This is a genomic window from Synechococcus sp. NB0720_010 (assembly GCF_023078835.1).
Lineage (GTDB): Bacteria > Cyanobacteriota > Cyanobacteriia > PCC-6307 > Cyanobiaceae > Vulcanococcus.
The window spans coordinates 2,048,194-2,073,116 of sequence record NZ_CP090898.1 but is presented as its reverse complement, the minus strand read 5'-3'; the positions used below and the strand labels follow the sequence as shown (position 1 = coordinate 2,073,116).

The 24,923-nt window shown below is 65.8% G+C and carries 27 protein-coding genes; 11 read left to right on the top strand and 16 right to left on the bottom strand.

The window, feature by feature from the left end:
- Position 1: 1 nt before the first annotated feature.
- From LY254_RS10875 to LY254_RS10865, 3 genes are read left to right on the top strand one after another with little or no spacing between them, the layout of a single operon-like run.
- Positions 2-733 (top strand): VWA domain-containing protein, encoded by a 732-nt coding sequence (locus LY254_RS10875; protein WP_247477123.1) that lies wholly within the window; start codon positions 2-4, stop codon positions 731-733.
- On the top strand, positions 730-1,884 hold the full coding sequence (locus LY254_RS10870) for a PP2C family serine/threonine-protein phosphatase (protein WP_247477121.1): 1,155 nt from the start codon (positions 730-732) through the stop codon (positions 1,882-1,884). Before LY254_RS10875 ends, LY254_RS10870 begins: the two co-directional genes overlap by 4 nt.
- A complete protein-coding gene (locus LY254_RS10865; RefSeq protein WP_247477119.1) occupies positions 1,881-2,795 on the top strand; it encodes a hypothetical protein in 915 nt (304 codons plus the stop codon). The genes LY254_RS10870 and LY254_RS10865 overlap by 4 nt, the downstream gene beginning before the upstream one ends.
- Before the next feature lie 56 nt (positions 2,796-2,851).
- Here the strand turns inward: LY254_RS10865 and LY254_RS10860 are convergent, their stop codons facing one another.
- Positions 2,852-3,328: a 30S ribosomal protein PSRP-3 gene (locus LY254_RS10860; protein WP_247477117.1), complete on the bottom strand. Its 477-nt coding sequence runs from the start codon at positions 3,326-3,328 to the stop codon at positions 2,852-2,854.
- Positions 3,329-3,429: 101 nt separating this feature from the next.
- Here LY254_RS10860 and LY254_RS10855 point away from each other — a divergent pair, with 101 nt between their 5' ends.
- Entirely contained in the window at positions 3,430-4,143 is a 714-nt protein-coding gene (locus tag LY254_RS10855; protein ID WP_247477113.1) for a TIGR01548 family HAD-type hydrolase, read from the top strand.
- Here the strand turns inward: LY254_RS10855 and LY254_RS10850 are convergent.
- Positions 4,140-5,462: an aminopeptidase P N-terminal domain-containing protein gene (locus tag LY254_RS10850; protein ID WP_247477110.1), complete on the bottom strand. Its 1,323-nt coding sequence runs from the start codon at positions 5,460-5,462 to the stop codon at positions 4,140-4,142. The genes LY254_RS10855 and LY254_RS10850 overlap by 4 nt on opposite strands.
- 26 nt (positions 5,463-5,488) lie before the next feature.
- Here LY254_RS10850 and LY254_RS10845 point away from each other — a divergent pair, with 26 nt between their 5' ends.
- The 4 genes from LY254_RS10845 to ald are packed head-to-tail and all read left to right on the top strand — an operon-like array spanning position 5,489 to position 10,294.
- A complete protein-coding gene (locus LY254_RS10845) occupies positions 5,489-6,847 on the top strand; it encodes a GTP-binding protein (protein ID WP_247477108.1) in 1,359 nt (452 codons plus the stop codon).
- A complete protein-coding gene (locus tag LY254_RS10840) occupies positions 6,844-7,428 on the top strand; it encodes a nicotinate-nucleotide adenylyltransferase (protein WP_247477106.1) in 585 nt (194 codons plus the stop codon). The genes LY254_RS10845 and LY254_RS10840 overlap by 4 nt, the downstream gene beginning before the upstream one ends.
- On the top strand, positions 7,428-9,113 hold the full coding sequence (locus LY254_RS10835; protein WP_247477104.1) for an NAD+ synthase: 1,686 nt from the start codon (positions 7,428-7,430) through the stop codon (positions 9,111-9,113). The genes LY254_RS10840 and LY254_RS10835 overlap by 1 nt, the downstream gene beginning before the upstream one ends.
- Before the next feature lie 47 nt (positions 9,114-9,160).
- Positions 9,161-10,294: an alanine dehydrogenase gene (ald, locus tag LY254_RS10830; RefSeq protein WP_247477101.1), complete on the top strand. Its 1,134-nt coding sequence runs from the start codon at positions 9,161-9,163 to the stop codon at positions 10,292-10,294.
- On the opposite strand, the gene LY254_RS10825 is transcribed toward ald, so the two are convergent.
- The 14 genes from LY254_RS10825 to LY254_RS10760 form a co-directional block, all read right to left on the bottom strand.
- Positions 10,291-10,710, bottom strand: coding sequence for a YchJ family protein (locus tag LY254_RS10825; protein ID WP_247477099.1), 420 nt, complete (start codon positions 10,708-10,710; stop codon positions 10,291-10,293). The two genes, ald and LY254_RS10825, sit on opposite strands and share 4 nt — an antisense overlap.
- Positions 10,710-11,756, bottom strand: a complete 1,047-nt coding sequence (locus LY254_RS10820; protein ID WP_247477096.1) for a DUF3326 domain-containing protein — start codon at positions 11,754-11,756, stop codon at positions 10,710-10,712. Before LY254_RS10820 ends, LY254_RS10825 begins: the two co-directional genes overlap by 1 nt.
- Complete coding sequence (locus LY254_RS10815; protein ID WP_247477094.1) at positions 11,753-11,911, bottom strand: hypothetical protein; 159 nt, start codon at positions 11,909-11,911, stop codon at positions 11,753-11,755. The genes LY254_RS10820 and LY254_RS10815 overlap by 4 nt, the downstream gene beginning before the upstream one ends.
- Positions 11,912-11,952: 41 nt before the next feature.
- Positions 11,953-12,276 carry a 2Fe-2S iron-sulfur cluster-binding protein gene (locus LY254_RS10810; RefSeq protein WP_247477091.1) on the bottom strand — a complete coding sequence of 108 codons (324 nt, stop codon included), beginning with the start codon at positions 12,274-12,276 and terminating at the stop codon, positions 11,953-11,955.
- 41 nt (positions 12,277-12,317) lie between these two features.
- Positions 12,318-13,031 carry a putative 2OG-Fe(II) oxygenase gene (locus LY254_RS10805; RefSeq protein ID WP_247477089.1) on the bottom strand — a complete coding sequence of 238 codons (714 nt, stop codon included), beginning with the start codon at positions 13,029-13,031 and terminating at the stop codon, positions 12,318-12,320.
- An 85-nt stretch (positions 13,032-13,116) separates the two neighbouring features.
- Positions 13,117-14,070: a F0F1 ATP synthase subunit gamma gene (locus tag LY254_RS10800; protein WP_010315324.1), complete on the bottom strand. Its 954-nt coding sequence runs from the start codon at positions 14,068-14,070 to the stop codon at positions 13,117-13,119.
- Positions 14,071-14,101: 31 nt separating this feature from the next.
- Positions 14,102-15,619, bottom strand: a complete 1,518-nt coding sequence (gene atpA / locus LY254_RS10795; protein WP_010315323.1) for a F0F1 ATP synthase subunit alpha — start codon at positions 15,617-15,619, stop codon at positions 14,102-14,104.
- A 52-nt stretch (positions 15,620-15,671) separates the two neighbouring features.
- A complete protein-coding gene (gene atpH, locus LY254_RS10790; RefSeq protein ID WP_010315322.1) occupies positions 15,672-16,220 on the bottom strand; it encodes an ATP synthase F1 subunit delta in 549 nt (182 codons plus the stop codon).
- Entirely contained in the window at positions 16,220-16,738 is a 519-nt protein-coding gene (locus LY254_RS10785; protein WP_247477087.1) for a F0F1 ATP synthase subunit B, read from the bottom strand. Before LY254_RS10785 ends, atpH begins: the two co-directional genes overlap by 1 nt.
- Complete coding sequence (locus LY254_RS10780; RefSeq protein ID WP_010315320.1) at positions 16,735-17,196, bottom strand: F0F1 ATP synthase subunit B'; 462 nt, start codon at positions 17,194-17,196, stop codon at positions 16,735-16,737. Before LY254_RS10780 ends, LY254_RS10785 begins: the two co-directional genes overlap by 4 nt.
- 129 nt (positions 17,197-17,325) lie before the next feature.
- The gene (gene atpE / locus LY254_RS10775; RefSeq protein WP_010315318.1) at positions 17,326-17,574 is read right to left on the bottom strand and encodes an ATP synthase F0 subunit C; all 249 of its coding nucleotides are present in this window, start codon (positions 17,572-17,574) and stop codon (positions 17,326-17,328) included.
- A gap of 170 nt (positions 17,575-17,744) precedes the next feature.
- On the bottom strand, positions 17,745-18,473 hold the full coding sequence (gene atpB, locus LY254_RS10770; protein ID WP_010315316.1) for a F0F1 ATP synthase subunit A: 729 nt from the start codon (positions 18,471-18,473) through the stop codon (positions 17,745-17,747).
- Between the two features lie 50 nt (positions 18,474-18,523).
- Positions 18,524-19,030, bottom strand: coding sequence for an ATP synthase (locus tag LY254_RS10765; protein WP_371820463.1), 507 nt, complete (start codon positions 19,028-19,030; stop codon positions 18,524-18,526).
- 35 nt (positions 19,031-19,065) lie between these two features.
- On the bottom strand, positions 19,066-20,286 hold the full coding sequence (locus tag LY254_RS10760; RefSeq protein WP_247477083.1) for a bifunctional 2-polyprenyl-6-hydroxyphenol methylase/3-demethylubiquinol 3-O-methyltransferase UbiG: 1,221 nt from the start codon (positions 20,284-20,286) through the stop codon (positions 19,066-19,068).
- Between the two features lie 163 nt (positions 20,287-20,449).
- Here LY254_RS10760 and LY254_RS10755 point away from each other — a divergent pair, with 163 nt between their 5' ends.
- From LY254_RS10755 to apcB, 3 genes are all read left to right on the top strand, one after another.
- Entirely contained in the window at positions 20,450-23,491 is a 3,042-nt protein-coding gene (locus LY254_RS10755) for a phycobilisome rod-core linker polypeptide (protein WP_247477081.1), read from the top strand.
- Between the two features lie 412 nt (positions 23,492-23,903).
- Positions 23,904-24,389 (top strand): allophycocyanin, encoded by a 486-nt coding sequence (locus LY254_RS10750; protein WP_247477079.1) that lies wholly within the window; start codon positions 23,904-23,906, stop codon positions 24,387-24,389.
- Between the two features lie 41 nt (positions 24,390-24,430).
- The gene (apcB, locus tag LY254_RS10745) at positions 24,431-24,919 is read left to right on the top strand and encodes an allophycocyanin subunit beta (RefSeq protein ID WP_247477078.1); all 489 of its coding nucleotides are present in this window, start codon (positions 24,431-24,433) and stop codon (positions 24,917-24,919) included.
- The last annotated feature ends 4 nt before the right edge of the window (positions 24,920-24,923 follow it).

Sequence of the window (24,923 nt, the reverse complement as noted above, 5' to 3'; positions counted from 1 at the left end):
CATGCCCTTCCCCAACGTTCGCCTCAGCAACCGCCCACTGCACTTCATTTACCTCTGCGATTGCTCCGGCTCCATGGCCGCCCAGGGCAAGATGCAAGCCCTGAATCAGTCGATCCGGCAGTCCCTGCCGGGCATGGCGGAGGTTGCCGAGCAAAACCCTGAAGCCCGGGTGCTGGTGCGGGCCGTGCGTTTTGCCGATGGCGCCGCCTGGCATCTGGCCGAGCCCACACCGGTGCAGGAGCTGCAGTGGCGTGATCTTGAGGCCGGTGGCATCACCGCCATGGGGGAAGCGCTGGAGCTGGTGGCCGGCGTGCTGCAGTCCCCGCCGATGGAGGAGCGGGCTCTCCCCCCGGTCTTGGTGCTGATCTCCGACGGCCAACCCACCGACGACTTCGATGCGGGGCTAAGCCAGCTGATGCGTCAGCCTTGGGCCCAGAAGGCCGTGCGCCTGGCGATTGCCATGGGCCATGACGCCGACCTCGAGGTGCTGCAGCAGTTCATTGGTCCTGAGCCCAGCGGTGGCGGCAAGTCGCCGCGGCGACCGCTGCAGGCCAGCAATGCCACGACCCTGGCGCAGTACATCCAATGGGCCTCCACCGCCGTGGTCGGAGCGGCCTCCATGCCCGCCAGCCGGTTGGATGACACGCCGCAGGATGCAGGCAACATTCCCCTGCCGGATCTGCCGCCGACCCTGCTGGACCCCGTCGACGACGTCGGTCCACTGGTGTGGTGAGACCCGCCTGGACTGGCGCACGCCATTGCAGCGTGATCGGCGCCGCCCACCGGCGGCAGGGCAAACCCTGCCAAGACGCCTCCCGGGTCTGCCAAGTCGGCCCTGAGCTGCAACTGCTTCTGGTCTCCGATGGCCATGGCGGCAGCCGCTATCGCCTCAGCGATGTGGGTAGCCAGCTGGCCTGCGCTGCGGCAGAGGAGTCGGTCGCGGCGCTGGCCAGGACACTCTCCCTTCAGGATCAAGACGGCTGGCGCCGGCTGCTCGCGCAGGAGCTGCCCAACGCGATTCAGCAGCGCTGGCTCCGGGCGATCGAGGAGCACTGGAGCAGCCAGGCCGCTTCAGCGGACGAAGCCTTCTCCAGCGCGCTCTACGGCTGCACCCTGGGATTGGTCCTGCTGAGCCCCGACTGGTGGGGCTGCACCGGCATCGGCGATTGGGACCTCGTGGAGATCCACGCCGATGGGGATGCCCGTCTGGTGAACCAGGAGCAACTGAGCAACGCCACAGGAGAGGCCACCTTGAGCCTCTGCCAAAGCGAAGCCCTGGATGCCTGGTCCACGCGGGTCCAACTCCAGTCCGCCCTCCCCAGAACCGCCCTGGTGCTCTGCACCGATGGGGTGCGCAAGTCCTGCGCCACAGATGGGGACTTCCTGCAGCTCTGCCAGCAGATGCTGGAGATCCAGGGGGAGGCCTTGGTCCAGGGATTGGAGGAAATCACGGCCCAAGGCAGCGGTGACGATGTCTCCGTTGCCATCGCCCAGCGCAGCGAACCAGCCCGGCGCGGGAAGGCGGGGGTCCTCACCGCCCTGGGCGCTGCCGCAGCCCTGATCGCGGGGGCCCTCTGGTGGTGGCCCAAGACCCCTGATCCGCTGGCCCTCGAGATCCAACAGCTCTGCCAGCACCCCGAGCGGATTGAGGCCAGCCTCAAGCAACGGCGCCAGCAATTCCTGGCCTTCAAGAGCAGTCCCGCCCAAGCCCAGGCGCTGCTGGATCACCCCGAGCGAGATCCCCTAGGCGCCCTGATTGCCAGCAACGCGCCTGGTGCCAAGGCGGAGCCGAAGATCTGCCCAGCCCTGGAGCAAGCCCTGCGGGCGCAATGGGAGGCGGCGAGCGAGACTCAAGAGCCATCCCGCGCCCCGGCGCGACCATGAACGACTACCAGCTCGGCGTGAAGCTGCGGCGCCAAATCCTGGCGGACTTTGAGCGGGGGATCAGCAGTGATGCGCGCCGCTACCAGGCGCTGCTCAGCGATTTTTGCGGAGACAACGAACTGCTGCTGCTGCCGGCCCTGAAGCACCTGGTGCAAACCGCCGCCTTCCAGGAGGCCGTGGCCGAGCGGCCGCCCCTACCCAGCGAAACCCAACTCAACCTGCGGCTGCAGCAGGAGCTCGACGCTCTCTTCGCCCCGGCCCTGTGCCTGCGGATGGCCGACGTCCTGCGGGGCCTGCTGGGCCTGGCCCCCGATGGCCAGGCCATCCCCAGCGACCTCCAGGACGAGCCCACCGCCGGGGTGGATACCCCCGTTCACTCCAACAGCGGTGTCGTCGCAGTGCTGAGCTTCATCGCTGGCGTGCTGGTGGTGGGCGTTGTTGGTGCCCTCACCTGGCTGGTGCTGCTCAACCGCTCCATGACGCCCTCCACGGCCCCAGCGCCGGCCCTGGTGAGCGAGCCCAAACCCACCCAAACCGAACCGGAGCCGGCCACCAGCGAACCCAAGTTGGATCCAGCCCAACTGCAGTTGAACCAGGCCATTGAGACCGTCCGCCAGCTGTACGACGACATCTCCCTAGGGAACACCGCTGCCGCCAAGCAACTCTTCAGCCCCCAAGCCGCCGATCAGTTCGATCCCGCCTTCTTCAGCCAGTTCCAACGGGTGGCCGTCGACAACCTCCAGGAAGTCAGCCGCGATGGCAGCAAGGTCACCCTGCAGGGGGTCGTGACCTTCGTCTATCCGGATGGCACCAGCCAGGCGGAATCTCGCTCCTTCACCGTGGACACCGCCAGCCAACCGGGACTGATCACCGCCAGCAGCTTTGATCAAGTGGTCAGCCCGCGCCGCTGAGCAGGCACAAAAAAGCCCCCGCTCTGCGGGGGCCAAGGACACGGGGTAAGCGCAAATCAGGCGGTACCGCAGAAGGTGACGTCGGGGAACTTGAGCTTGGCCTCTTCCAGGCTCTTGCCCTTGCCTTCCTCTTGCCAGTAGTTGATCACCTCGGTGGCCTTGTTGAGGACTTCAACGCGCTCGTTATCGGTGATCCAGCTCTTGCCTTCCAGCTCCGTCTTCAGGGTTTCCCAGGCGTCCTCACGGGGCCAGAAGAAGTAGGAGGTCAGGGGGCTGGGGCCGCCACCGACGATCTGGTCGACGGCCAGGGCCACGTTGTCGGGCAGCCAGAGGATCTTCACCAGGAAGCGGCCCTCATCGGCCTTCGGGGTACGGCCGGAGGGAACGCCGTTCTCGTCGATGGTGGCGGTCGCCAGGGCAGCGCTGGCACCACTCAGCACCGGACGAGCCTCAGTGGTCTCCGTTGCCGGAGCTTCTGTCGAGGCAGTCGTAGCAGCAGTCGCCGCGGCGCTCTCAGCGCTCTCGGTGCTCATGGTGTCCGCGCTCAAGGCTTAATGACAAACAACTAACCTACCAGCCGCTGTTCTCCAGTCCCCTGAGCCCGCGCGCTGTTCTCCTGTTCGACATCGACGGCGTGATCCGCGATGTGGGAGGCAGCTACCGCAAGGCCATCGTGGAGACGGTGCATCACTACAGCGGCCAGCGGCCCACCCCCGAGAGCATCGATGCCCTGAAGGCCGAGGGGTGCTGGAACAACGACTGGGAGGCCTCCCTGGAGTTGCTGCGCCGGCAGGGTCAGCAAGACCTCCCGGCCTTTGAGGCACTGGTAGAGGTCTTCAACAGCTTCTATTTCGGTGGTGATCCAGAGGGTGACCCAGCGGCTTGGGCGGGCTTCATCCGCAACGAGCCGTTGCTGGTGGATCCCACGTTCTTTGCCTCTCTCTCGGCGGCGGATGTGGCCTGGGGATTTGTCAGTGGCGCCGAGCCCCCCTCGGCCCGCTTCGTGCTGGAGACCCGCCTTGGCCTGAGGCAACCGCCGCTCATCGCCATGGGGGAGGCCCCCGACAAACCGGACCCCAGCGGCTTCCTGCGGCTGGCGGACGCTCTGGCAGCGGCAACCGTGCCGGTGGCCTACCTGGGGGACACCGTGGCTGACGTCACCACCGTGGTGCGGGCACGCCAAGAGCGCCCCGCTCAACGCTTCATCAGCCTGGCGGTGGCCCCGCCGCACCTCCAGAACAGCCCGCGCCGCGGGGCCTATGAGGAGCAGCTGCGGGCCGCCGGTGCTGATGCGGTCATCGCCAACACCAGCGCTGTGTTGGCGGCGTTGGAGCAGGCGATCGCCTAGCGCTCCAAGGCCGCCGGAGCCTTGAGGGCGGCGGCGGTGAGGTTCTCGTGGCCGTGGTCGGTCACCGCCACGTCGTCCTCAATCCGAATGCCAATCCCCTTCCAGCGTGCCTCGATCTCAGGCTGCCCCTCAGGGACCGGCAGGCGATCGCTGACGTAGAGACCTGGCTCAACCGTCAGCACCATGCCGGTCTCCAGGGCCACATGGTGCTCACCCAGGCGATAGGCACCGACGTCATGGACGTCCAGGCCCAACCAATGGCCGGTGCGATGCATGTAGAGGTGCCGGTAGGCCCCCTGCTCGATGATCCCGTCCACCTCGCCCCGCAGCAGACCCAAGTCCACCAAGCCCTCCACCAGCACGCGCACGGCGGTGTCATGGACGCCTTCAGCCGTCTGCCCAGGAGCAACGACGGCCACGGCCGCCTCCTGGGCCGCGAGCACGAGGTCATAGAGGGCGCGCTGCTCGGCGCTGAAGCGGCCGTTGATTGGGAAGGTGCGAGTGATGTCTCCGTTGTAGTAGTCGTTCAGAGAACAACCGGCGTCGATCAAGAGCAGATCGCCGTCTTTCAGCACTGCATTGTTCGCCGTGTAGTGCAGCACGCAGGCGTTGTCCCCACCAGCGACGATCGAGCCGTAGGCCGGGCCGCGGGCCCCCTGCTCGAGGAAGTGCTGCTCGATCACCCCCTGAACCTGGCGCTCGTTCAGCCCTGGGCGAGCCACCTGGCGGGCCAGTTCATGGGCCTCGGCGGAGATGCGGGCCGCCTCGCGCATCCGCGCGATTTCTTCGGGGCTCTTGCGCAGCCGCAGGGCATGCAGGAGCGGACAGGGCGCCACCAGGCCCAGGGCCGCCGTACCGCTGCGGGGGGCACGGTCGAGCTGACCAGCCCAGGCCTGCAGCACGTGGGGCTCCACCTCGGGGTGCTTGCCCACCCGAAAGGCGATGCCTTCGGCACCGCGCAAATAATCGGCCAACCGTTCCGCCAGCTCCTCGCGGGGGTGGGCCAGGTCTGCGCCAAAGCGCTCCACGGCCCCCTCACAGCCCCACCGGAAGCCCATCCAGACCTCGGCGCTGGGTTCCTTGGGCTGCACAAAGAGAACAAACCGCTCCCCCTCGGGCCGATGGGGCAGAAACAACGCAACCGCGTCGGGCTCATCGAAACCCGTCAGGTACCAGAAGTCGCTGTTCTGGCGAAAAGGCCACTCGCAGTCGGCGTGATGCGTCACCAGCGGAGCCGCGGGAATCACCGCAGCAGCGCCGCCAAGGGCCTGAAAGAAACGAGCACGGCGCTGGGCAAAGACGTCCGGAGCGAGCGACATGGAAGCGAGCGGTGCTGAGCGCGACGATGGCACAACCGCTTCAATACGTGGCGACCAGGCCCCTGCCCTTGCCTCAGCCCTCCACCGCTGAACGCTGCGCCCTGTTGCTCTCGCAATGGCGGGGAGACCTGCGCCTGAGCGATCGGGAGCGCTCGGTGCTGGAGCCGGAGCTGCGCACCCTGGATCAACAGTTGCTGGCGCTGAAGCAGCGGCGGCTGCGGGTGGCGGTCTTTGGCCGGGTGGGCGTGGGCAAATCCAGCCTGCTGAATGCCCTGCTGGAGAAGCCGGCCTTCGCCACGGACGTGGCCCACGGCTGCACCCGCAAGCAGCAGCGCGAGACCTGGGGGGTCCAGGTGCCCGATCTCAGCCAGATCGAGCTGGTCGACACCCCGGGCATTGATGAGATTGCCGCCCGGGCCCGCCATCGCCTGGCGGCCCGGGTCGCCCTGGGGGCCGACCTGGTCCTGCTGGTGCTCGACAGCGACCTGACGACCCCGGAGGCCGAGGCGATCGAGCAGCTACTGGGCGCCGGCAAACCGCTGCTGCTGGTGCTCAATCGCATCGACAACTGGCCGAGCGGCGAGCGCTCGGCGCTGATCGAGAGCATCCGCTCGCGCCTCCCCCGCCAGGCGCAGCACCTGGAGATCCTGCCGGTGGCCGCCGCCCCGCGGCGGGCGGTGCTGCTGGAGGGGGGCCGCGTGCGCAGCGAACCCCAGCCAGCGCAGATCGCACCCCTGCGCAGGGCCCTGCTGGAGCTACTCCAGGACCAGGGCTCCCTGCTGCTGGGCCTCAATGGACTGCGGGCGGCGGATCGTTTCAGCCAAAGCCTGCATGCTTGGCGCCTGAAACGCGGCAAGGCCGCCGCCCAAGGGCTAATCGGCCGCTATGCGGCGATGAAAGCCACCGGGGTCGCCGCCAATCCGCTGCTACTGCTGGATCTCGCCGGCGGCTTTGCGATCGACACCGCCCTGGTGCTGCAGCTCTGCAAGCTCTACGACCTGGAGATGAGCAGCAGCGGCGCCCGGGCCCTGTTGACACGGCTCTCGGCGCAAAACGCCCTGCTGGGGGGAACCCAATTGGGCATCCAACTGCTGCTGGGGGGACTGCGGCAGGTGTTGCTGCTGGCCGCCCCCCTGAGTGGCGGCTTGAGCCTGGCACCGGCGGCTCCGGTGGCCATGGCCCAGGCGGCCCTGGCGGTCTACAGCACCCGCCTGACTGGACGCCTGGCGGCGGCGGAGCTCCTGCGGAGCGCCCAGCGGGGGCGCTTTCGGCCCGCCTCGCTACTGCGGCGCCTGGCCGGCCAAGACCCCCAGGTGCGCGATTGGCTGCAGCAGTGGCAGCGCATGGGTGGAGGCCCCATCCCCTCGGGCCAGCTGTTGCCGTGAGCAGCCGCGAACTGGCCCTGTTCGGCACCAGCGCCGATCCCCCGACCGAAGGGCATCAGGCCCTGCTGCTCGGCCTGGCCGAGCGCTACGGCCAGGTGGCGGCCTGGGCCAGCGACAACCCCTTCAAGCAGCACGGGGCACCGCTGGAGCTCCGCGCCCAGCTCCTGGGGACCTTGATCGAGAGCCTGGGCAACGACCAGGTGCAGCTGGCGCAGGACCTCAGCAGTCCAAAAGCGATCGAGACCCTCGATCGCGCCGCCCGCCGCTGGCCGGATCGGCAGCTGGTGTTTGTCGTCGGGGGCGATCTCGCCGCTCAAATCCCCAGTTGGTATCGGGCGGCAGATCTGCTGCAGCGCTGCCGCCTCACCGTGGTGCCGCGCCAGGGCCACCCGATGGCGACAGGCGCCCTGGAGAAGCTGCGGGATCTGGGGGCCCAAGTGGAGCTGCTGGAGCTGCCTGTGCCAGCAACCGCCAGCTCGGCCATTCGCGGCGGGCAAGAGAACAGCTCGATTCCCGAAGTGCTCTGGCCCGAACTGCTCAAGCACAATCTCTATGGCCTCACCTCCAAGCTCGCCCCCTAATGCGCGTCGCCCTGGCCCAGATCAATCCCCTGGTGGGGGACCTGAGCGGCAACGGGGCTCAACTGCTTGAGGCCTGCCGCCACGCCGCAGAGGGCGGTGCCGACCTGGTGGTCTCATCAGAACTGGCGCTCTGGGGCTACCCCCCGCGGGACCTGCTGCTGCGCCCGTCCCTGCGGCACAAACAAGACGCGGTGCTGGACGGGCTAGCCCGTGACCTGCCAACCGGCCAGAGCCTCTTGCTGGGGGTGAGTGAGACGGTCAGCGATGGTCAGCAGCCCGATCTGTTCAACAGCGTGGCCCTGGTGGAGAAGGGCGTCTGGCGGATCGTGGCCCGCAAACGTCTGCTCCCCAGCTACGACGTCTTCGATGAACGGCGTTACTTCCGCCCGGCCGAAGAGCCTTGCCTGCTGGAGCTCGAGCGGGGGGGGCGCCGCTGGCGCCTGGGCCTGACCATCTGCGAGGACCTCTGGGTGGAGGAGCAGCTCCACAGCCAACGGCTCCTGGGGGGCGATCCGGTGGGGGACTTGGCGGCGCTGAAGCCTGACCTGCTGATCAATCTCTCGGCCTCCCCCTTCGGCCAGGGCAAACCCCAACTGCGGCAACAGCTCGCCAAGAGCGCCGCCCAGCGCCTGGGCGCCCCCGTGCTCTACGTCAACCAGGCGGGAGGCAATGACGAGCTGATCTTTGATGGCGGCAGCTTCGCCGCAACCGCGAACGGTGAGGTGGCCGCTCAGCTGGCCTTTGGAAAAGCGGATCTGGCCTGCTGGACACTCGGCGACGCCTCCGCTGCAGCGCCGATCCCCTGCGACGAAGAACTGCTGCTGAGGGCCCTAGTTCTGGGGGTACGGGACTACGCGCGCAAATGCGGCTTCGGCAAAGCGCTGCTTGGACTGAGCGGTGGCATCGATTCGGCCCTGGTGGCGGTGCTGGCGGCGGCGGCCCTGGGCGCCAAGCAGGTGCAGGCGCTGTTGATGCCCTCGCCCTGGAGTTCAGAGGGCTCCATCAACGACTCCTTGGAGCTCGCCAATCGCCTGGGGATCGGCACCCAGACGGTGCCGATCGAGGGCTTGATGGGTGGATTCGATGCCGCCTTGATCGCTCCCTTGGGGGGGACGCCGGCGGGGGTGACGGCGGAAAACCTGCAATCCCGCATCCGGGGCACCCTGTTGATGGCGGTGGCCAACCAACAGGGACAGCTTCTGCTCACCACGGGCAACAAGAGCGAGCTGGCCGTGGGCTACTGCACCCTCTACGGCGACATGAATGGTGGCCTAGCGGTGATCGGCGACCTCTACAAATCAACCGTGTTTCATCTCTGCGACTGGATTGATTCCGAGGCTGCACAAGCGGTGCGCCAGGAGCTGGGCCTACCGGCGGAGGGGGAATTGATCGGCTCCGCCATTCGCACCAAACCCCCCAGTGCCGAGTTGCGCCCCGATCAAAAAGACAGCGACTCCCTGCCGGATTACGCCGTGCTGGATCCGCTGCTGAAGGCCCTGCTGGAGGAGCACCAAAGCCCCGAGGAGTTGGCCCAGCAGGGAACCGACCCAGCCCTGGCCGAGCGGGTGATGGGGCTGCTGCGCCGGGCGGAGTTCAAGCGACGCCAGGCCCCGCCGGTGCTCAAGCTCAGCCAGCGGGCCTTCGGCAGCGGTTGGCGAATGCCCATCGCAGCTGCGGCGCAGTAGCCAGAGGAGCCTGAGCTCGCCATCTTGGAGGTGATCGAAGGTCTGCCATGGCCGGCTCCATCGCACCGATCGCCAGCATCGGCGTGCCACGGGAAATCAAGCCCGATGAGCAGCGGGTCGCGCTGACGCCCGATGCCGTGCGCGAGCTGGTGAGCCATGGCCTCTCGGTGCGGGTGGAGCACCAGGCCGGCGCCGGCGCCGGAATTGAGGACGCGGCCTATGTCGCCGCCGGGGCGGAACTGGTCAGCCGCGAGGAGGCCTGGGGCGCGCACCTGGTGGTCAAGGTCAAGGAACCCCAGACAGAGGAATTCCCCTTCCTGCGCGCCGATCAGGTGCTCTTCACCTACCTGCACCTCGCCGCCTACCCCGCCGTCGGCGAGGCCCTGATCGAGGCCGGCACCACCGCCATCGCCTACGAGACGGTTCAGCTCTCCGACGGCAGCCTGCCGCTGCTGGCGCCCATGAGCGAGATCGCCGGCCGGCTCGCCGCCCAGGTGGGCGCGCACCTGCTGGAGAAACCCCACGGCGGGCGCGGCGTTCTCATGGGCGGCTGCACCGGGGTGCGGCCGGCCCGAGTGGTGGTCCTGGGGGCCGGCAGTGTCGGCTGGAACGCCGCCCGGGTCGCCGCCGCGATGGATGCGGAGGTGCTGCTGCTGGATCTCTCCCCCGAGAGACTGCGGCAACTGGAGCCGGCACGCCAAGGGCGGATGGTGAGCCTGGTCAGCAGCGTTGGCCGCCTGGAGCGATTGATCCCGAGCGCCGACCTGGTCATCGGCGCGGTGCTGCGTCCGGGCGATCGCGCCCCGACCCTCGTGAGCGAGGACCTCGTCAAACAGATGCAACCGGGTTCGGTGATCGTCGATGTCGCCATCGACCAGGGGGGCTGCATCGCCACCAGCCGGGAGACGACCCACACCGATCCGGTGGTGACCATCCATGGCGTGCAGCACTACGCCGTCGGCAACATGCCCGGCGCCGTGCCCTACACCTCCACCGAGGCCCTGGTCAGCGTCACCCTGCCCTACATCCTGGCGATCGCCGGTCGGGGCCTGATCGAGGCGGTCACCGACCGGCCCGAACTGGTCTCAGGCCTGAATACCGTCGGCGGCTCCGTCTGCCATCCCGGCGTGGCCAAAGCGCTGGGGGTGGGCAATCGTCACCCGATGGCCTGCCTGAACTAGGCCTTGCCGTCGAGATAGAGCCAACGCCCCTCGAGCACCCCACCCTCGCGACCAAAGCGGGAGCACTCCCGCAGCAGATGGGTCTGCCCCGCCTGGCGGTAGTGGGCCTCGAAGCTCACCCGGCCGCTGAGGTCAGCCTCGCCTCCGGCCTCCCGTGCGCTGATCCGCAGTTGGGTCCAGCGCACGCCGCGGTTGCTGGCCATGAGGGCTTGACGCCGCTCGGCCACGGGCTCAGGGGAGGGGTGGGTCTCGATCAAGTAGTTGATCAGGTTGCGGCTGAAGGCGCTGTAGCGCGAGCGCATCAACTGCTCAGCCGTGGCCGGCAGGGACTGGCCCAGGTGGAACGGCTCACAACAGTCGGCGTAGACCCCGCCGCCGCAGGGGCAGGGGTCCTTGCGCACGCCAAAGCCCGCCATCAGACCAGCCGCCGCAGCGGACGCTGCAGCGCCTCGGGACTGATGCCCTCCCGCAGGGCCAGCAGCAGCCCAGCGGCCTCGCTGTAGCTCTTAGCCCGGAGCACCTCGATCCCCAAGGCCTCGGCCGTCACCGACAGAACGCAGGGGTTCTCCACGGCGATCACCGGAATGCCGCGCTCAGCGCAGGCCAGGACCGCCGCGCCCCCCAGGGCTCCAGCCGGGGCCACCACAGCACCGATCTGTTCCGCGCGAATCGATTCGGCGGGGGCCTGGTCCGCTGGCCAGAGGGCTGGAGCGCGGCTCAGACCCACCAGCACGCAGGGCAGGAAGGTGTAACCCAGCTCCTCGCCCGCCGCCCGGGGATCCAACTGGGGATCGATCTCCAGGGGGCTCAGCGCCGGCGCATGGGCACAGGGCAGATTCAGCTGACGGCTCAGCCAGTGGCTGATCACCGCCTCGGCACCAGCCAGGGCATCAACGCCGCCCCCCTGGCGGTAGGCCGTCAGGGCCTCGCTATCGGGGTCATCCGGAAAGCGGGCGATCACGGCGATGGCCGTGGCACCGGCATCGCGCAGGCGCTCCCCAGCCTCCAGCAAGACGTCGGGACGCGCCAGCTGACCCCAGCTGGCACCGCTCTTCCCCTGGCTCAGGCTGACGCCGATCGGAGCCGTAGTGGTTTCCACCGGACCCAGGCTCAGCCCGAGGCTGGCCCGGCAACCGTCGGCCACCTGCAGGTGCCGCAGCCGCAGCTCCTCCTCGATACCGGCATCCAGCAGCAGACCAATGCGCTGAGAACGAACCGGCTGGAGCGCCAGTTCAGCGGCAGCGAAACGATCGAGGCTTGATCCCTCGACGTAGTGAATGCGGGGGTCACTCCAATAGAGCGAGGCCCCATTCATCACATTGGGATGGGTGATCAAGCAGCCACTGGCGGCCGCCAACAAGCGCGCCGCGGGCACCGCATCACCCGCATAGCCGCCCACCTCACAGCCGATGCCCGTGGGCACCACCATCACGGTGGGCAAGGGGGCGCCAGGGCGGGTCATACGAGCAGGGCGGGCTGGTGCACCATCGCTTCCAGGGTCAGCTGGCGGCCACCATCGGGCCGCCAGACCGCCTGGGTGATCGCCCAGCGCAACGGCACCCCGTACTGACGCAGTTCAGCGTCAATCTGCGGCAGCAGCGGACCAGGCTGCGCCACCAGGGTGAGCGCCAGGGATCGAAAGCCAGAGAGCCCTGGACTCACTTTTGGTATTGACCGAACTGCGCCTCATAGAGCGCGTCTTCTTGGCCGGCGAGCACCTTGAGGTCGCTGCGGGGATAGGCCACACAGAGCAGCGCAAAACCCTGATCCCGCAGCTCAGCCTTGACGCCCATGGCGTCGGGCTGATGAACAGATCCCTCTTTCACCACGGCAGCGCAGGTGGTGCAGACACCGGAGCAGCAGGAGCTGGGGACAGCCACACCGGCGGCTTCCGCAGCAGCGAGAACGGTCTGATCGGCAGCGCAGCTGAAGCTGTGGCTGGTGCCGTCGAGTTCACAGACAACGGTGTAGGTCTCGCCCATGGAGGGAGCAGCTCAGTCCAGAAGCTCCCCATTGTCCAGGATCACGGCCCGGGCAGGACGCCCCACTGCTGCGGGTGCGGAGCCAGGTATTCCGGTGGGGCCAGCCCAGGCTGCTCATAGAGCGGTGCACTCAAGGCCAGATCAAAGGCCAGGGACACCCGCAGATCGCCCTCGTCCTCATTGGCCGTGACGGCGTGGTCGATCTGTGCGGGAAAGAGCACCAGCAACCCAGCCCGTGGGGCCAAATCGAAGTGGGGGGCATTCCAGTGCAGGGCCCCCTCGAGGGGACCGCCATGGCCCACGGATAAGCCTGGCACCAGCTCATTGCTCTGCCGGGCGGGGTAAAGCCGAAGGCAACCACTGCGGCCGGAGCCATCGCCATTGAGGTAGACGATGGCGCTCAGATGGGCATTGGGATGGTGATGACGGCCCACCGCCTGGCCCGGTTCACTCACCACCGGCCAGGACCGCTGAATGTGCAGGGCCACCTGGTCGCAGTGGAAGCCCAGTTGCTCCAGGTACGCCCAGGCATGCCGGCGCACCTGATCGCTAATGGCCGCAAAAGCCGGAAGCTGGTGAACCCGCCAGACACCGTTGATGTCGCCGGTCCAGGCGCAACCGGGATGGGGGTTGCCGCTGTCCTCGCCCCGCAGAGCCAGGACATCCTGGAGCAGTAACACCGCATCCATCGGATCCAGGGCCAGATCTGCGGTGCCCAGGGCCAAAGGGAAGAGCGGTTGCAGGGAAAGCGTCATGGGGCGCCGGCGCTTCCCTCATCCTGGAACAAGGCACAAAAAAAGCCCTCCACACGGGAGGGCTTTGGGCGTCTGAGCAACGTGCTCAGGCCATGGCAGAAGCACCGCCGACCACTTCCAGGATCTCCTGGGTAATGGCGGCCTGGCGGGCCTTGTTGTAGTCCAGGGTCAGGGACTTCGCGAGCGCCTTGGCGTTGTCGCTGGCGTTGTTCATGGCGGTCATCCGGCTGGCGAGCTCGGAAGCGGCCGCCTCCTGCAGGGAACGCAGCAGCTGGTTCTGCAGATACAGAGGCAGCAGTGCATTCAGCAGCTGATCGGGGCTCTGCTCGAACACCAGATCAGAAGGCAGAGAAGGCTGGTCGTTGTTGACCGTTCCTGTTTCAACGCCCAGCTGACCGTCGCGGGTGGTGAGACGGAAAATCTCGTCGTCCGCGCTGGCAATGCCCTGGGGATCCAGGGGCAGCAGGGTCTGGGAAACAGGCTTCGAGCTCACCAGGTTGATGAACTTGGTGAAGATGATCTCGACACGATCGGTGGTGCCGGAGAGGAACTCGGCGAGCACCTCGTCGGCGATCTTGCCGGCCTCAGCAGCGCTGGGGACCTGCTCGAGCCCCATGAAGGTGGCGCGAATCGTGTACTGGCTGGCGCGGTTCTGGAAGTAGGTGGCGACCTTGCGGCCGATCAACACCAGATCCACGTCATAACCCTGAGACTTCAGCTCAGCGTGACGCTGTTCCGTGCGCTTGATGATGTTGGCGTTGTAGCCACCGCACAGACCTCGGTCGCCGGTCACGGCGAGCAGGGTGATGGTGCGGACGTCGCGGTTCTCGAGCAGCGGCGCGTCAGCGGTCTCGAACTGCATCCGGGTCTGGAGATTCTCCAGAACGCGGGCAAGACGATCAGCAAACGGACGGCTGCGCAGAACCTGTTCCTGTGCCCGGCGGACCTTGGCGGCTGCCACGAGGCGCATGGCCTCGGTGATCTTCCGGGTGTTTTTAACGGAACTGATCCTGTCGCGGATCTCCTTCAGGTTGGCCATGGATTGGACTCTCCGGGGTAACCGTCAGGGATCAGGCCGCAGCCAGCATCGAAGACTTCACTTCGTTGATGGCAGCCTTGAGCATGGCCTCAGCGTCTTCGCTGAGCTGCTTCTCGGTCTGGATCTTGTTGATGAACTCGGGCTTGTTGGTCTTCAGGTACTCGCGGAGCTCGCGGCAGAACTGAACGACGGACTCGACGGGAACTTCGTCGATCAGGCCCTTGACGCCGGCGTAAACCACGGCGACCTGCTCAGCCAGGATCAGGGGGCTGAACTGGGGCTGCTTGAGGATCTCGCGGAGACGCTTACCGCGGGCCAGCTGCTGCTGAGTCGCAGCATCCAGGTCGGAGGCGAACTGGGAGAAGGCGGCCAGTTCATCGAACTGAGCCAGCTCAAGCTTGAGGGTACCGGCGATCTTCTTGATGGCCTTGGTCTGGGCAGCACCACCAACACGGCTCACGGAGATACCCACGTTGATGGCGGGGCGGAGACCGGAGTTGAAGAGGTCGGAGCTCAGGAAGACCTGACCGTCGGTGATGGAGATCACGTTGGTCGGGATGTACGCCGAGACGTCACCAGCCTGGGTTTCGATGATCGGCAGGGCGGTCATGGAGCCCTTGCCCATGGCGTCGCTCAGCTTGGCGGCGCGCTCGAGCAGGCGGCTGTGGCAATAGAACACGTCGCCGGGGTAGGCCTCACGACCGGGGGGACGACGGAGCAGCAGGGACATCTGACGGTAGGCCTGGGCCTGCTTGGTCAGGTCGTCATAGATGACCAGGGTGGCCTTGCCCTTGTACATGAAGGACTCAGCGATGGCTGCGCCGGTGTAGGGAGCCAGGTACTGCAGAGCAGCGGACTCGGAGGCGTTCGCAGCCACGATCACGGTGTAATCGAGGGCGCCCTTCTCGCGGAGCACCTCAACGACGTTGGCCACAGAGGCAGCCTTCTGGCCGACAGCGACGTAGACGCAGACGACGTCCTCGCCCTTCTGGTTGATGATCGTGTCGATCGCGATGGCGGTCTTGCCGGTCTGGCGGTCGCCAATGATCAGCTCGCGCTGGCCACGACCGATGGGGATCATCGCGTCGATGGCGGTGATGCCGGTCTGCATGGGCTCATGCACCGACTTGCGCTGGATGATGCCAGGCGCCATCGATTCGATCAGGCGGGTCTCGCTGGTGGGGATATCACCCTTGCCATCGATGGCCTGACCCAAGGGGTTCACCACACGGCCGAGCATGGCGTCGCCGACGGGCACCGAGGCGATCTTGCCGGTGGCCTTGACGGTGCTGCCCTCTTGGATGCCGCGACCCTCACCCATCAACACCGCGCCGACGTTGTCGTCTTCGAGGTTGAGAGCAATGCCTTCGGTGCCGTCTTCGAACTGGATCAGCTCACCGGCCATGACCTGCTCGAGGCCATAGACGCGGGCGATGCCGTCGCCGACCTGCAGCACGGTGCCGACGTTGCTGACGGAAACCGACTTGTCGTAATCAGCGATCTGTTGCTTGAGGATCGCGCTGATCTCGTCGGGGCGGATGGAAACCATGGGAGGCGTTGGGGTTGAGGACGAGGGGTGAGAAAGGGGTTCGGGTGCGGAGCTAGCTCACCTTGGCCAGCGCCAGTCCGAGGCGACGCACCTGACCCGCGAGGCTGGCGTCAATCACCTTGGAGCCGACCTTGACGACGAAACCGCCGATCAAAGTGGGGTCGACACTCAGATTGATCTCCAGCTTGTCGGTACCGGCCACGGCCTGAACCTTCTTGCTGAGCTCAGCCTGTTGCTCCTCAGTGAGAGCAGAGGCAGAGGTGACAGAGGCGAGAGCGATATTGCGCTGCTCGCGGTAGAGCTCGAGGGTGCGATCCAGCACCGCGTCGAGCATGCCGATGCGCTGGCGATCAGCCAGGAGCTTCAGCAGATTGAGGAAAGAGGGCTTGAGTTGCTCAGCGAACAGCTTCTCAAGGGCCGCCTTTTTGGCGTCAACCTCGATCACAGGAGAGCCCATGGCTTCCCGGAAATCAGCTGACTCATTCCAGAGGCCGAGAACGGCCTTGGCCTGATCCACCACCTCGTCGGTTTCCTTGCGGCTGTCAGCAACCTGCAGGAACGCTTCGGCGTAGGGGGTCGTAATGGTGTTGAGCAGCGGCATCAGGCGTTCCCCAACGTTTTGATGGACTGATCCACCAACTGCGCCTGGGCTTCAGCATTGAGCTTGCCGGGCAGGGTGGCGAGAGCCTTCTCAATGGCCAAGCGAGCCGCCTCACGGCGGAGCTGGTTGCTGACGCGGGACGCCTCAGCGTCGAGATCAGCGGCAGCACCTTGCTTGAGACGAGCCATCTCATCGATGGTGCGCTTCTCAGAATCAAGGCGGATCGCTTCAGCGCGAGCCTTGCCGTCAACACGAATCTGTTCGGCCTTCTGCTGAGCAGCGGCCAGATCCTGCTGGGCTTGAGAGAGGGCGGCGGTGGCTGAGCTGAGGCGCTCTTCAGCGTCCTTCAGGTCGGCCAGGATGATCGCGCGGCGGCGCTCAAGGATGCTGCCCAGGAAGTTGGGCAGAAACTTGTAGAGGCCGAAGAGCACGATCGCCAGGTTGACGATGTTGGTCTCGAACACGTTGAGGTTCAGACCAAAGCCACCGTGGCTGGCGAAGAGGGAAGGAATGGTCATCGGGCGGCCAGCAGACGGTCGACGATCAGGTCACCGAGCTTGTCGGCGTCAGTCTTGAGTTGGCCCAAGGCCGACTCGCGCTGGGCATCGATCTCGCGGCGTGCCTGCTCACGGGAGGCGTTGGCGTCAGCGGTCGCTGCAGCCAGGGCCTCGCGATAAAGCTTGTCGGAATCAGCTTCCGCTTCTTGGATCAGCTTCGAGGCGGACAGACGTGCGTCCTTGAGCTGTTCCTTGAGGTCAGCTTCCAAGCGTTCGGCTTGGGCCAGCTTCTGCTTGGCCTCCGCACGGCTGGTGGTCACGTAACCCTCCCGCTCTTCCACGACCCGTCCAACGGGGCTGAAGAACAGGGAATTGAGGATGAAGGTGAGGAGAACCACCTGAACTGCCATGAGAGGCAGGGTGGCGTCGAGGTCAAAGAGACCTCCCTCCGTTGCACCTAGCAAAAGCCAGCTGGTCATGAGGCAGGGGTGCGGGCGGTTGAAGCGGGCCGCAAAACGGCGGCGGAAGCGAAAGGCTGAGGCAAAGGTTGAGGGGATGGGCGGTTCAGCGAACTGAAGGCCGCCCTTCCCTCGTCACCTCAAGCGCGATCAGCCAGCGAAGGGGTTGGCGAACAGCAGCACCAGAGCGACCACAAGGCCGTAGATGGTGAGAGCTTCCATGAAGGCCAGGGACAGCAGCAGGGTGCCGCGGATCTTGCCTTCAGCTTCGGGCTGACGAGCAATGCCTTCGACAGCGCCGCCTGCAGCGGTGCCCTGACCGATACCAGGGCCAATGGCGCCGAGGCCGACGGCCAGACCAGCAGCGACAACAGACGCGGCGGAGGTGATGGAATCCATGGTGGAACGAAGGATGTAGGGCGCTGGGAGAGCGCGGATTGGGACCGGGACGTTATCCCTGCGCCTGGGACATCTGGACTGAACCGAGATGGGCCCGGATTGAACCGGACCTGCGCGCAAGGAGTTTGCCAGAGCGGGTGACCCCGATCAGGCAGGGGGACTGATGAGTATCAGTGGTGTTCTTCGTGCACCGCTTCACCGATGTAGTAGGCGGCGAGGGTGGCGAAGATCAGCGCCTGAATGGCACTGGTGAACAGGCCGAGGAACATCGCAGGCAGGGGCACCACGAGAGGCACGAGGAAGGCCAGCACTGCAACGACGAGTTCGTCGGCAAGGATGTTTCCGAACAGACGGAAGGAGAGCGAGAGGGGCTTGGTGAAGTCCTCAACGATCTTGAACGGGAGCATGATCGGAGTCGGCTCCACGTAGTACTCGAAGTAGCGGAAGCCCTTCCGGCTCAGGCCTGCATAGAAGTAGGCCAGGGACACCAGCAGCGCGAGGGCAACGGTGGTGTTGATATCAGCGGTCGGAGCACCAAGCTCGCCACTGGGCAGATGAATCAGCTTCCAGGGCACCAGAGCGCCGCCCCAGTTGCTCACAAAGATGAACAGGAAGAGGGTGCCGATGAACGGAAGCCAATCGCGATAGGCCTTCTCGCCGATCTGCTCGCGGGCCATGTCGCGGATGTAATCCCAGAGGAACTCCAGAAGGTTCTGGACACCACGGGGATCGCGCTCCATCTTGCGCGTGCCCACCACGACAAAGGCGAGCAAGGCTCCGATCACAACCCAGGAGCTCAGAAACACCTGGCCGTGAATCTTGAGATTTCCCAGCTGCCAATAGAGGTGTTGACCCACCTCCAGTTCGGCAAAGGGAAGAACGAGTGGCAAGGAACCCATCGGGTCGACGTTCGGGGTCGCAAATGCGACGTTGAAAAGGTTTTTGGCGCTCAGCGATCTGTGAGTGCCTGAAGAATCACCGCGGGCTTGTAGAGCAGGAAACCAAGCAGAGCTGGTAACAACTCGAGCTGGGGCAGGCGAGCTGCAGCCAGAACAAGAACCACAGGGACCAGAAGCTGGAACTTGCCCACCTTCTTGGAACCGTTGCCGAGCTTCGCAACACTTCGGGCGAGAAGCCTGAGGTAGAGAGCGCCGGCGAGGCCACCGACCAGCAAGCTGCTGGCGATGTGAAGGTCGTAGATCAGGGCCGTGGCCGGGACCGCAATGGCGGACACCAGCAAGGTGGCGAGGATCAGGCGACGTTGAAGCCTCTGAAAGTCAGCCAGGTCAGGACTATCAGCGGGAACCGATTCGGTTTCAGCGACAGCAGAGGACCCAGAGGACTCTGTTTCCAGAGGGGGAGAAGGAACCGTCTCTTGGCTCGCCGTGTCATCCAGTGCGTCCAGCCCCTCGAGGTGAGAGTCCGGATCTGACTGGGGTGATGAAGCAGCCAACAAAGGCGCCTTTGCTCTGAAAAGGCGCGCGGAATCTATCACGCGCTGAAGCCTGGTCCTGAGCGAAGCAGAAGAACGCGCTGCAGCTGCAGTTCCCTTGCGACAGAAGCGATCTGAGCCGTTGACCAGTCCAATGGGAGCTGACCCAGCGGAGTATCTGCCGGTGCTTGCTCGAGCGCTTGCAACAGGCTGAAGCCCTCGGCACTCAGGTCCAGAGGTGCCATGTCGGAATCCAACAGGGCGCGACCTGGCCAGCCCCAGAGACATGGGTTTCGGCAGCCCAGGGCCGCCAGTAGATCCCTGTCCTCATCCCAGCGCTGCTTCTGAACCGGACCCTTGCTCAAGAAAAACTCGAAGTGGCTGATGTCGGGATCCAGGTCCTCCACCAAACGCCACTGCGCTTCGGGTGGAAGAGCCTGAGCCCGCTCCAGCAATTCACCCTTGAGCAGCCGCGCGGGGTCCCAGACCTCCGGGTTGGAAAAGCCGGCAAAGTCCAGGTCTGCGGACGCCACAAACGCCATCAGGCGCTCGAGGTTGTAACTGGTCTCCTGCGGGTGGAGATACATGTCCGCGAAGTTCGCGTCGGCGGCGCAGTCGATCGCCCAGCGCTGCTCGTGATGGCGCCTCAACCTGTTGTGCTCAGGAAGCTCCGTGAAGAGCTGACGCCCCAACCGCAGTCCATCCGCTCCGGTCCCCACGCCCATCGCCGTGAGCGCCCGCTGGGTGCGGTGAATCTCCCAGCGGCCACCGTCGGCATAGAGGAAGAGATGCAGCAAGGCACCGGGCTTCAGCAACGCAGCCAGGGCCTTCAGCCCGGCCTCCGGTTGCCGGAGATGGTGCAAGACCCCGACGGAATTGATGTAGTCGAACGGCCCCTCTCCTGCCAGCTCAAGCAGGCTCCTGTTTTCGATCCGGACCTGGGCTCGGTCCAGGGCACCGGAGCGCCGGCAGCGCTCTCGCGCCACCTCCAAGGTCCCCGGCGAAATATCGACCGCGAGGATCTCTGCCCCCGGGTTGAGATGGGCGAGGTAGTCCGTGCTGACCCCCGTCCCGCAGCCCGCATCAAGAATCCTGAGGGGCTCAGCGCTCGAACGGGCCGCAGGCAAGGCACCGGTGCTGGCCGAGTAGGCAGCGTCAACGCACCAGCGCCAGTTGTATCCGGGCGGTGGGCCGTCTTGGAGGGGATCCCCGGGATAGGGGAAGCGGTCGTAAAAGTCGCTCACCACCGGGGTGGCGGCATCAGCAGGGGCCTGAGTCATGGGCTGGAAGCGGGTCAGAAGGTGGATCCGCTGAGGCCGAGCATTTCATGTCCCGGCCTTGCCGCTCGAGCAAACCCACAACGGGCTGCAAACATTTGTTCATGGCCTGCCAGGAGGCCAGAGGGCCAGCCGTAACGTGCCCAGGCCAGGTTCGCTTTCGTCCATGACTGTGACCGCCAGCAGCGGCAGCAGCAGGGTTGCTCCTCAGCGCTACGACACCCTGCCGCTCTCCAGCGTCCGTCAGGCGGAGCAGCAGGACCGCTTCCCGGATGGGGGCGAGCTCAGCAACCTCACGAACTTCTTCCAGAGCGGCCAGCTCCGGGTTGAGGCGGCCCGTCGCGTCTCGGCCAATGCCGAAGCCATCGTCGCTCGGGCGGCCAACCGGATCTTTGCGGGCGGCACCCCGCTCTCCTATCTCGATGCGCCTCTGAACCCAGTGGCGGCCGGGTCCCAGACCCCACTGGCGGCCGACCAAGCCGCGTTCCAGCGCTCCGTGCAGACCTTCGCTGGCGCCAGCGGCAGCACCAAGCGCGGCAATGCCTTCACCCGCCTCCTGGAGGGAGCCGGCGGTGACGCGGATGTCCGCGTGGTTCTGCCCACGGGCTTCAACCCGATCTCGGTGGCCATCTATGGCACCGAGCGGATGAAAAAGTCCATCCGCGACCTGGCCTGGTTCCTGCGCTACGTCGGTTACGCCGTCGTGGCTGGCGATCCCAGCATCCTGCGGGTCAACACCCGTGGTCTCCGCGATGTCCTGGAGAAGGGTTGTTCCCTGGCCGCCACCAACGTGGCCCTGCAGGAAATGCGTGCCGGTGCCGCTGAACTGCTGAAGGACCTGCCCGAAGCCCGTCAACTCCTGATCGAGAGCTTCAACGTCCTGCTCGAAGAGCTGGCCGTGCCAACCCCCTCGGCCCGCCAGCGCCTGGGCAGCCCCGAAAACCAGGGCCTGCAGCTGCCTGCGATCTACGCCCTGGCGGCCCAAGGCAAGGCCCAGCGCTTCATCATGAGGCCCGCCATGAGTGGCGGCCAGAAAGCAGAAGTGGTGCGGGCGGCCTACCGCCAGATCTTCGAGCGGGACATCGCCAAGGCCTACAGCCAGGTGCCCTGCCCCGTGGAAGCCACCCAGGTGCGCCAGGGCGACATCTCCATGCGGGAGTTCATCCGCTCCCTCGGCCACAGCAAGGAATACCAACAGCAGTTCTACGGCCGCTTCTCCAATAGCCGTGCCGTTGAGCTGGCCTTCCGCCACTTCCTGGGCCGGGGCATCAGCTCCCGCGAGGAATTCACCCGCTACTTCGACATCGTCAGCGCCCAGGGCCTCAAGGGCCTCGTGGATTCGCTGATCAACACCATGGAGTACGCCCAGGTGTTCGGCGAGGAGACCGTTCCCTACCTGCGGGACATCGGCGAGGAAGCACAGGAAAGCGCCGGCTGGGGATCCAACCGCAAGCTGTTCCGCTTCAGCGCTCCCTTTGAAGGCGCTCCCCAATACGTCACCCTCTACGCCAGCTACCGCCAGCCCTACGCCGATCAGCACCCCTATGGCGGCGGCAACGATCCTCTGGGCCTGAACTACGGCGCGATCTTCCCCTCGGGTACCGCCAATGTGTCGACCCGTCCGGCACCGCTGAGCTACGACACCCGCCGCATCCTGGTGGGCAATGGCATGCGCCAGCCGGGCCAGATGAACAGCCCGCAGTTCCGGGCATCGACCCCCCGCAAGGCAGGGCCGAAGCTGGTGAGGCTTCAGCAGATCGCCACCGGCGGCAACTCCGTTCCCCGTCGCGGCGGTCAACCCAGCATCCGCAACACCGAATCCAGCACGCAGGCTGTGATTCGCGCCGTCTATGTCCAGGTCCTGGGCAACACCGGCTACGCCGGCGAGCACAACACCGTCGAGGAAATCAAGCTCGAGAACGGTGACCTGAGCCTGCGTGAATTCATTCGCCAGGTGGCACGAAGCGAGGCCTTCCGCCGTCGCTATTGGAGTGGCCTCTACATCTGTAAGGCCATCGAGGTCATGCACCGCCGCCTGCTGGGCCGCCCCACCTTTGGCCGCTGGGAAATTGACAGCTACTTCGACGTGGCTGCCCGCAAGGGCTTCTACGGCGTGGTGGACGCCATGCTCAACAGCAGCGAGTACAGCGAGACCTTCGGCGAAGACACCGTTCCCTATGAGCGGTTCATTACCCCGAACGACCTCAACACCCGTCGCGTGCCCTCGCTGAAGCGCGCCTTCAACGCAGCGGCTTACGCCGACATCACCCCACGGATTCGCCCTGAGGTCACCCCCCCAAGCGATTTCCGCGACAGCAGTTCGCTGACCCCCCGCAACCTCAAGGGCCGCACCAGCGTCGTGCGTGGCGGCTGGAGCGCCACCCTGACCGGTGGAGAGCAGCTGGCTCCAGCACCGTCCAAGCGCTCCGGCCCCGATTCCGTCCAGACCAAGCCCTCGCCCGAGCGCAAGTGGAGCGCTCCCCGCTGGCAACCCGGTGGCGGCGCAGCTCCCACCTGGAGCGCGGCAGGGATCACCAGCTTTGCCCCGGCCCCCTCTGCAGCCGCGGCGGTCCCCGCCCGCAGCAGCTTCGGCAGTGGTTGGAACGCCGCTGTGTCGACTGGCGGAGCTGGCGCTAACGCCGAGCAGCCCCGGGCTGCCATGGCCAGGGCCCTGAAGCCTGGAACCCTGCAAGGTTTCGGAAAGCGCAAGAGCCTCGGCACCGCCGTGAAGCTCTCCATGGATCCCAGCAGCGCTGAAGTCACGCAGGTGATCGAGGCGGTCTATCGCCAGCTGCTCGGTCGCCAGCCCCTGGCGTCAGAACAACTGGGGGATGCCGAATCCCAGCTCCGTCAAGGTCGCCTGTGCGTCGCCGAGTTTGTCGCTCGGGTTGCAGGCTGTGACCTGTTCGTCAGCCGACTGAACCGGATGGCCCCGTTCAAGGCCGCCGCCGCCGCCCATATCGCCCTGTTGGGTCGGGCAGCGCAGGCCGATGAAACGAGCGCCTTCCTCAACACCCGTTGTGTTGAGGGCATGCGCACCGCCATCGACGGCGTTCTGAACAATCCTGCCTACGCCGAGAACTTCGGTCGCGACACCGTTCCCTACCTCAAGGGCATGGGCACCAGCAACGGGATCCCCCTGAGCACGGTCAACCGCACGGCCGCCCTCTATGGCGGCAATGCCGCACTCAATCCAGTGGGGCGCTGAGAAGTCCAGCCTCAGATCCAGACCCTGTCCACCTCGCCGGCTCTAACGAGCCGGCTTTTTAATGGGCATTCTTAACAATGAAGCGAAAAAGATTGAGACAAAGATAAATATTCAGTGGAGCCATGAAGCAAATCTGACTGTTAGCAACCGCCGCAGCCTGAACGTAGTCTTCGATCAAGAGAAACCCAGTGCCGGCAAGGGTTTCAAGCAAAAATAATCGCCGTGAAGAACTGTTACCGGGACTCAGGACGGCGCGGGGCGTTGCCACAGAATGATTCGGCGCACAGCTCAGCTGTCGCTCCTTCAGCTCGCGTCGACGCAGGTCACTGCATCGCTCAAGGCTGGAGACTCCCCCTTACCCACCGGATATCGGTCACCGTTCAGGCGACCGCTTGTTTCGAGGCAGAACTGCATGAGCATCGTCTCCAACTCGATCATCAACGCGGACGCCGAAGCCCGCTACCTCAGCCCTGGCGAACTCGACCAGATCAAGGCTTTCGTGAGCGGCGGTCAGCGCCGTCTTCGCGTCGCCCAGGTCCTGAGCGAGAGCCGTGAGCGCATCGTCAAGACCGCTGGCGGCGCCCTCTTCCAGAAGCGTCCCGACGTCATCTCCCCCGGCGGCAACGCCTATGGCGAAGAGATGACCGCCTCCTGCCTGCGGGACATGGACTACTACCTGCGCCTGGTGACCTACGGGATCATCGCCGGCGATGTCACCCCGATCGAGGAGATCGGCATCATCGGCGCCAAGGAGATGTATCGCTCCCTCGGCACTCCCCTCGAAGCCATGGCTGAAGCCGTGCGCGAGATGAAGAACGCCGCCATGGGCCTGCTCACCGGTGCTGATGCCGAAGAGGCTGGCTTCTACTTCGACTACGTCGTCGGCGCCCTCTCCTGAGGTTGCTCTCTCTCTGATCCCCGCCTCTTCGAACAGGTTCCATGCAAGACGCAATCACCAACGTCATCAACCAGGCCGACGTTCAGGGTCTGTACCTGGACAGCTCCTCCATGGGGCGCCTGGAGCAGTACTTCGCCAGCGGTGAGCTGCGCGTTCGTGCCGCTGCAACCATCAGCGCCAACGCTTCCGCGATCATCAAGGAAGCTGTGGCCAAGTCGCTGCTGTACTCGGACATCACCCGTCCCGGCGGCAACATGTACACCTGCCGTCGCTATGCAGCCTGCATCCGCGACCTCGACTACTACCTGCGCTACGCCACCTACGCCATGCTGGCCGGTGACACCTCGATCCTCGACGAGCGCGTTCTGAACGGCCTCAAGGAGACCTACAACTCCCTGGGTGTGCCCATCGGCGCCACCGTTCAGTCCATCCAGGCCATGAAGGAAGTGACCGCTTCCCTGGTGGGTCCTGACGCAGGCCGTGAAATGGGCGTGTACTTCGACTACATCAGCTCCGGCCTGGGTAACTGATCCC

What these genes read in the sequence shown, in the direction of transcription:
- LY254_RS10875 (WP_247477123.1), top strand. Translation starts at nt 2, where the DNA reads ATGCCCTTCCCCAACGTTCGCCTCAGCAACCGCCCACTGCACTTCATT.
- LY254_RS10865 (WP_247477119.1), top strand. Translation starts at nt 1,881, where the DNA reads ATGAACGACTACCAGCTCGGCGTGAAGCTGCGGCGCCAAATCCTGGCG.
- LY254_RS10860 (WP_247477117.1), bottom strand. Translation starts at nt 3,328, where the DNA reads ATGAGCACCGAGAGCGCTGAGAGCGCCGCGGCGACTGCTGCTACGACT.
- LY254_RS10850 (WP_247477110.1), bottom strand. Translation starts at nt 5,462, where the DNA reads ATGTCGCTCGCTCCGGACGTCTTTGCCCAGCGCCGTGCTCGTTTCTTT.
- LY254_RS10845 (WP_247477108.1), top strand. Translation starts at nt 5,489, where the DNA reads ATGGCACAACCGCTTCAATACGTGGCGACCAGGCCCCTGCCCTTGCCT.
- LY254_RS10835 (WP_247477104.1), top strand. Translation starts at nt 7,428, where the DNA reads ATGCGCGTCGCCCTGGCCCAGATCAATCCCCTGGTGGGGGACCTGAGC.
- ald (WP_247477101.1), top strand. Translation starts at nt 9,161, where the DNA reads ATGGCCGGCTCCATCGCACCGATCGCCAGCATCGGCGTGCCACGGGAA.
- LY254_RS10825 (WP_247477099.1), bottom strand. Translation starts at nt 10,710, where the DNA reads ATGGCGGGCTTTGGCGTGCGCAAGGACCCCTGCCCCTGCGGCGGCGGG.
- LY254_RS10820 (WP_247477096.1), bottom strand. Translation starts at nt 11,756, where the DNA reads ATGACCCGCCCTGGCGCCCCCTTGCCCACCGTGATGGTGGTGCCCACG.
- LY254_RS10810 (WP_247477091.1), bottom strand. Translation starts at nt 12,276, where the DNA reads ATGGGCGAGACCTACACCGTTGTCTGTGAACTCGACGGCACCAGCCAC.
- LY254_RS10805 (WP_247477089.1), bottom strand. Translation starts at nt 13,031, where the DNA reads ATGACGCTTTCCCTGCAACCGCTCTTCCCTTTGGCCCTGGGCACCGCA.
- LY254_RS10800 (WP_010315324.1), bottom strand. Translation starts at nt 14,070, where the DNA reads ATGGCCAACCTGAAGGAGATCCGCGACAGGATCAGTTCCGTTAAAAAC.
- atpA (WP_010315323.1), bottom strand. Translation starts at nt 15,619, where the DNA reads ATGGTTTCCATCCGCCCCGACGAGATCAGCGCGATCCTCAAGCAACAG.
- atpH (WP_010315322.1), bottom strand. Translation starts at nt 16,220, where the DNA reads ATGCCGCTGCTCAACACCATTACGACCCCCTACGCCGAAGCGTTCCTG.
- LY254_RS10785 (WP_247477087.1), bottom strand. Translation starts at nt 16,738, where the DNA reads ATGACCATTCCTTCCCTCTTCGCCAGCCACGGTGGCTTTGGTCTGAAC.
- LY254_RS10780 (WP_010315320.1), bottom strand. Translation starts at nt 17,196, where the DNA reads ATGACCAGCTGGCTTTTGCTAGGTGCAACGGAGGGAGGTCTCTTTGAC.
- atpE (WP_010315318.1), bottom strand. Translation starts at nt 17,574, where the DNA reads ATGGATTCCATCACCTCCGCCGCGTCTGTTGTCGCTGCTGGTCTGGCC.
- atpB (WP_010315316.1), bottom strand. Translation starts at nt 18,473, where the DNA reads ATGGGTTCCTTGCCACTCGTTCTTCCCTTTGCCGAACTGGAGGTGGGT.
- LY254_RS10760 (WP_247477083.1), bottom strand. Translation starts at nt 20,286, where the DNA reads ATGACTCAGGCCCCTGCTGATGCCGCCACCCCGGTGGTGAGCGACTTT.
- LY254_RS10755 (WP_247477081.1), top strand. Translation starts at nt 20,450, where the DNA reads ATGACTGTGACCGCCAGCAGCGGCAGCAGCAGGGTTGCTCCTCAGCGC.
- LY254_RS10750 (WP_247477079.1), top strand. Translation starts at nt 23,904, where the DNA reads ATGAGCATCGTCTCCAACTCGATCATCAACGCGGACGCCGAAGCCCGC.
- apcB (WP_247477078.1), top strand. Translation starts at nt 24,431, where the DNA reads ATGCAAGACGCAATCACCAACGTCATCAACCAGGCCGACGTTCAGGGT.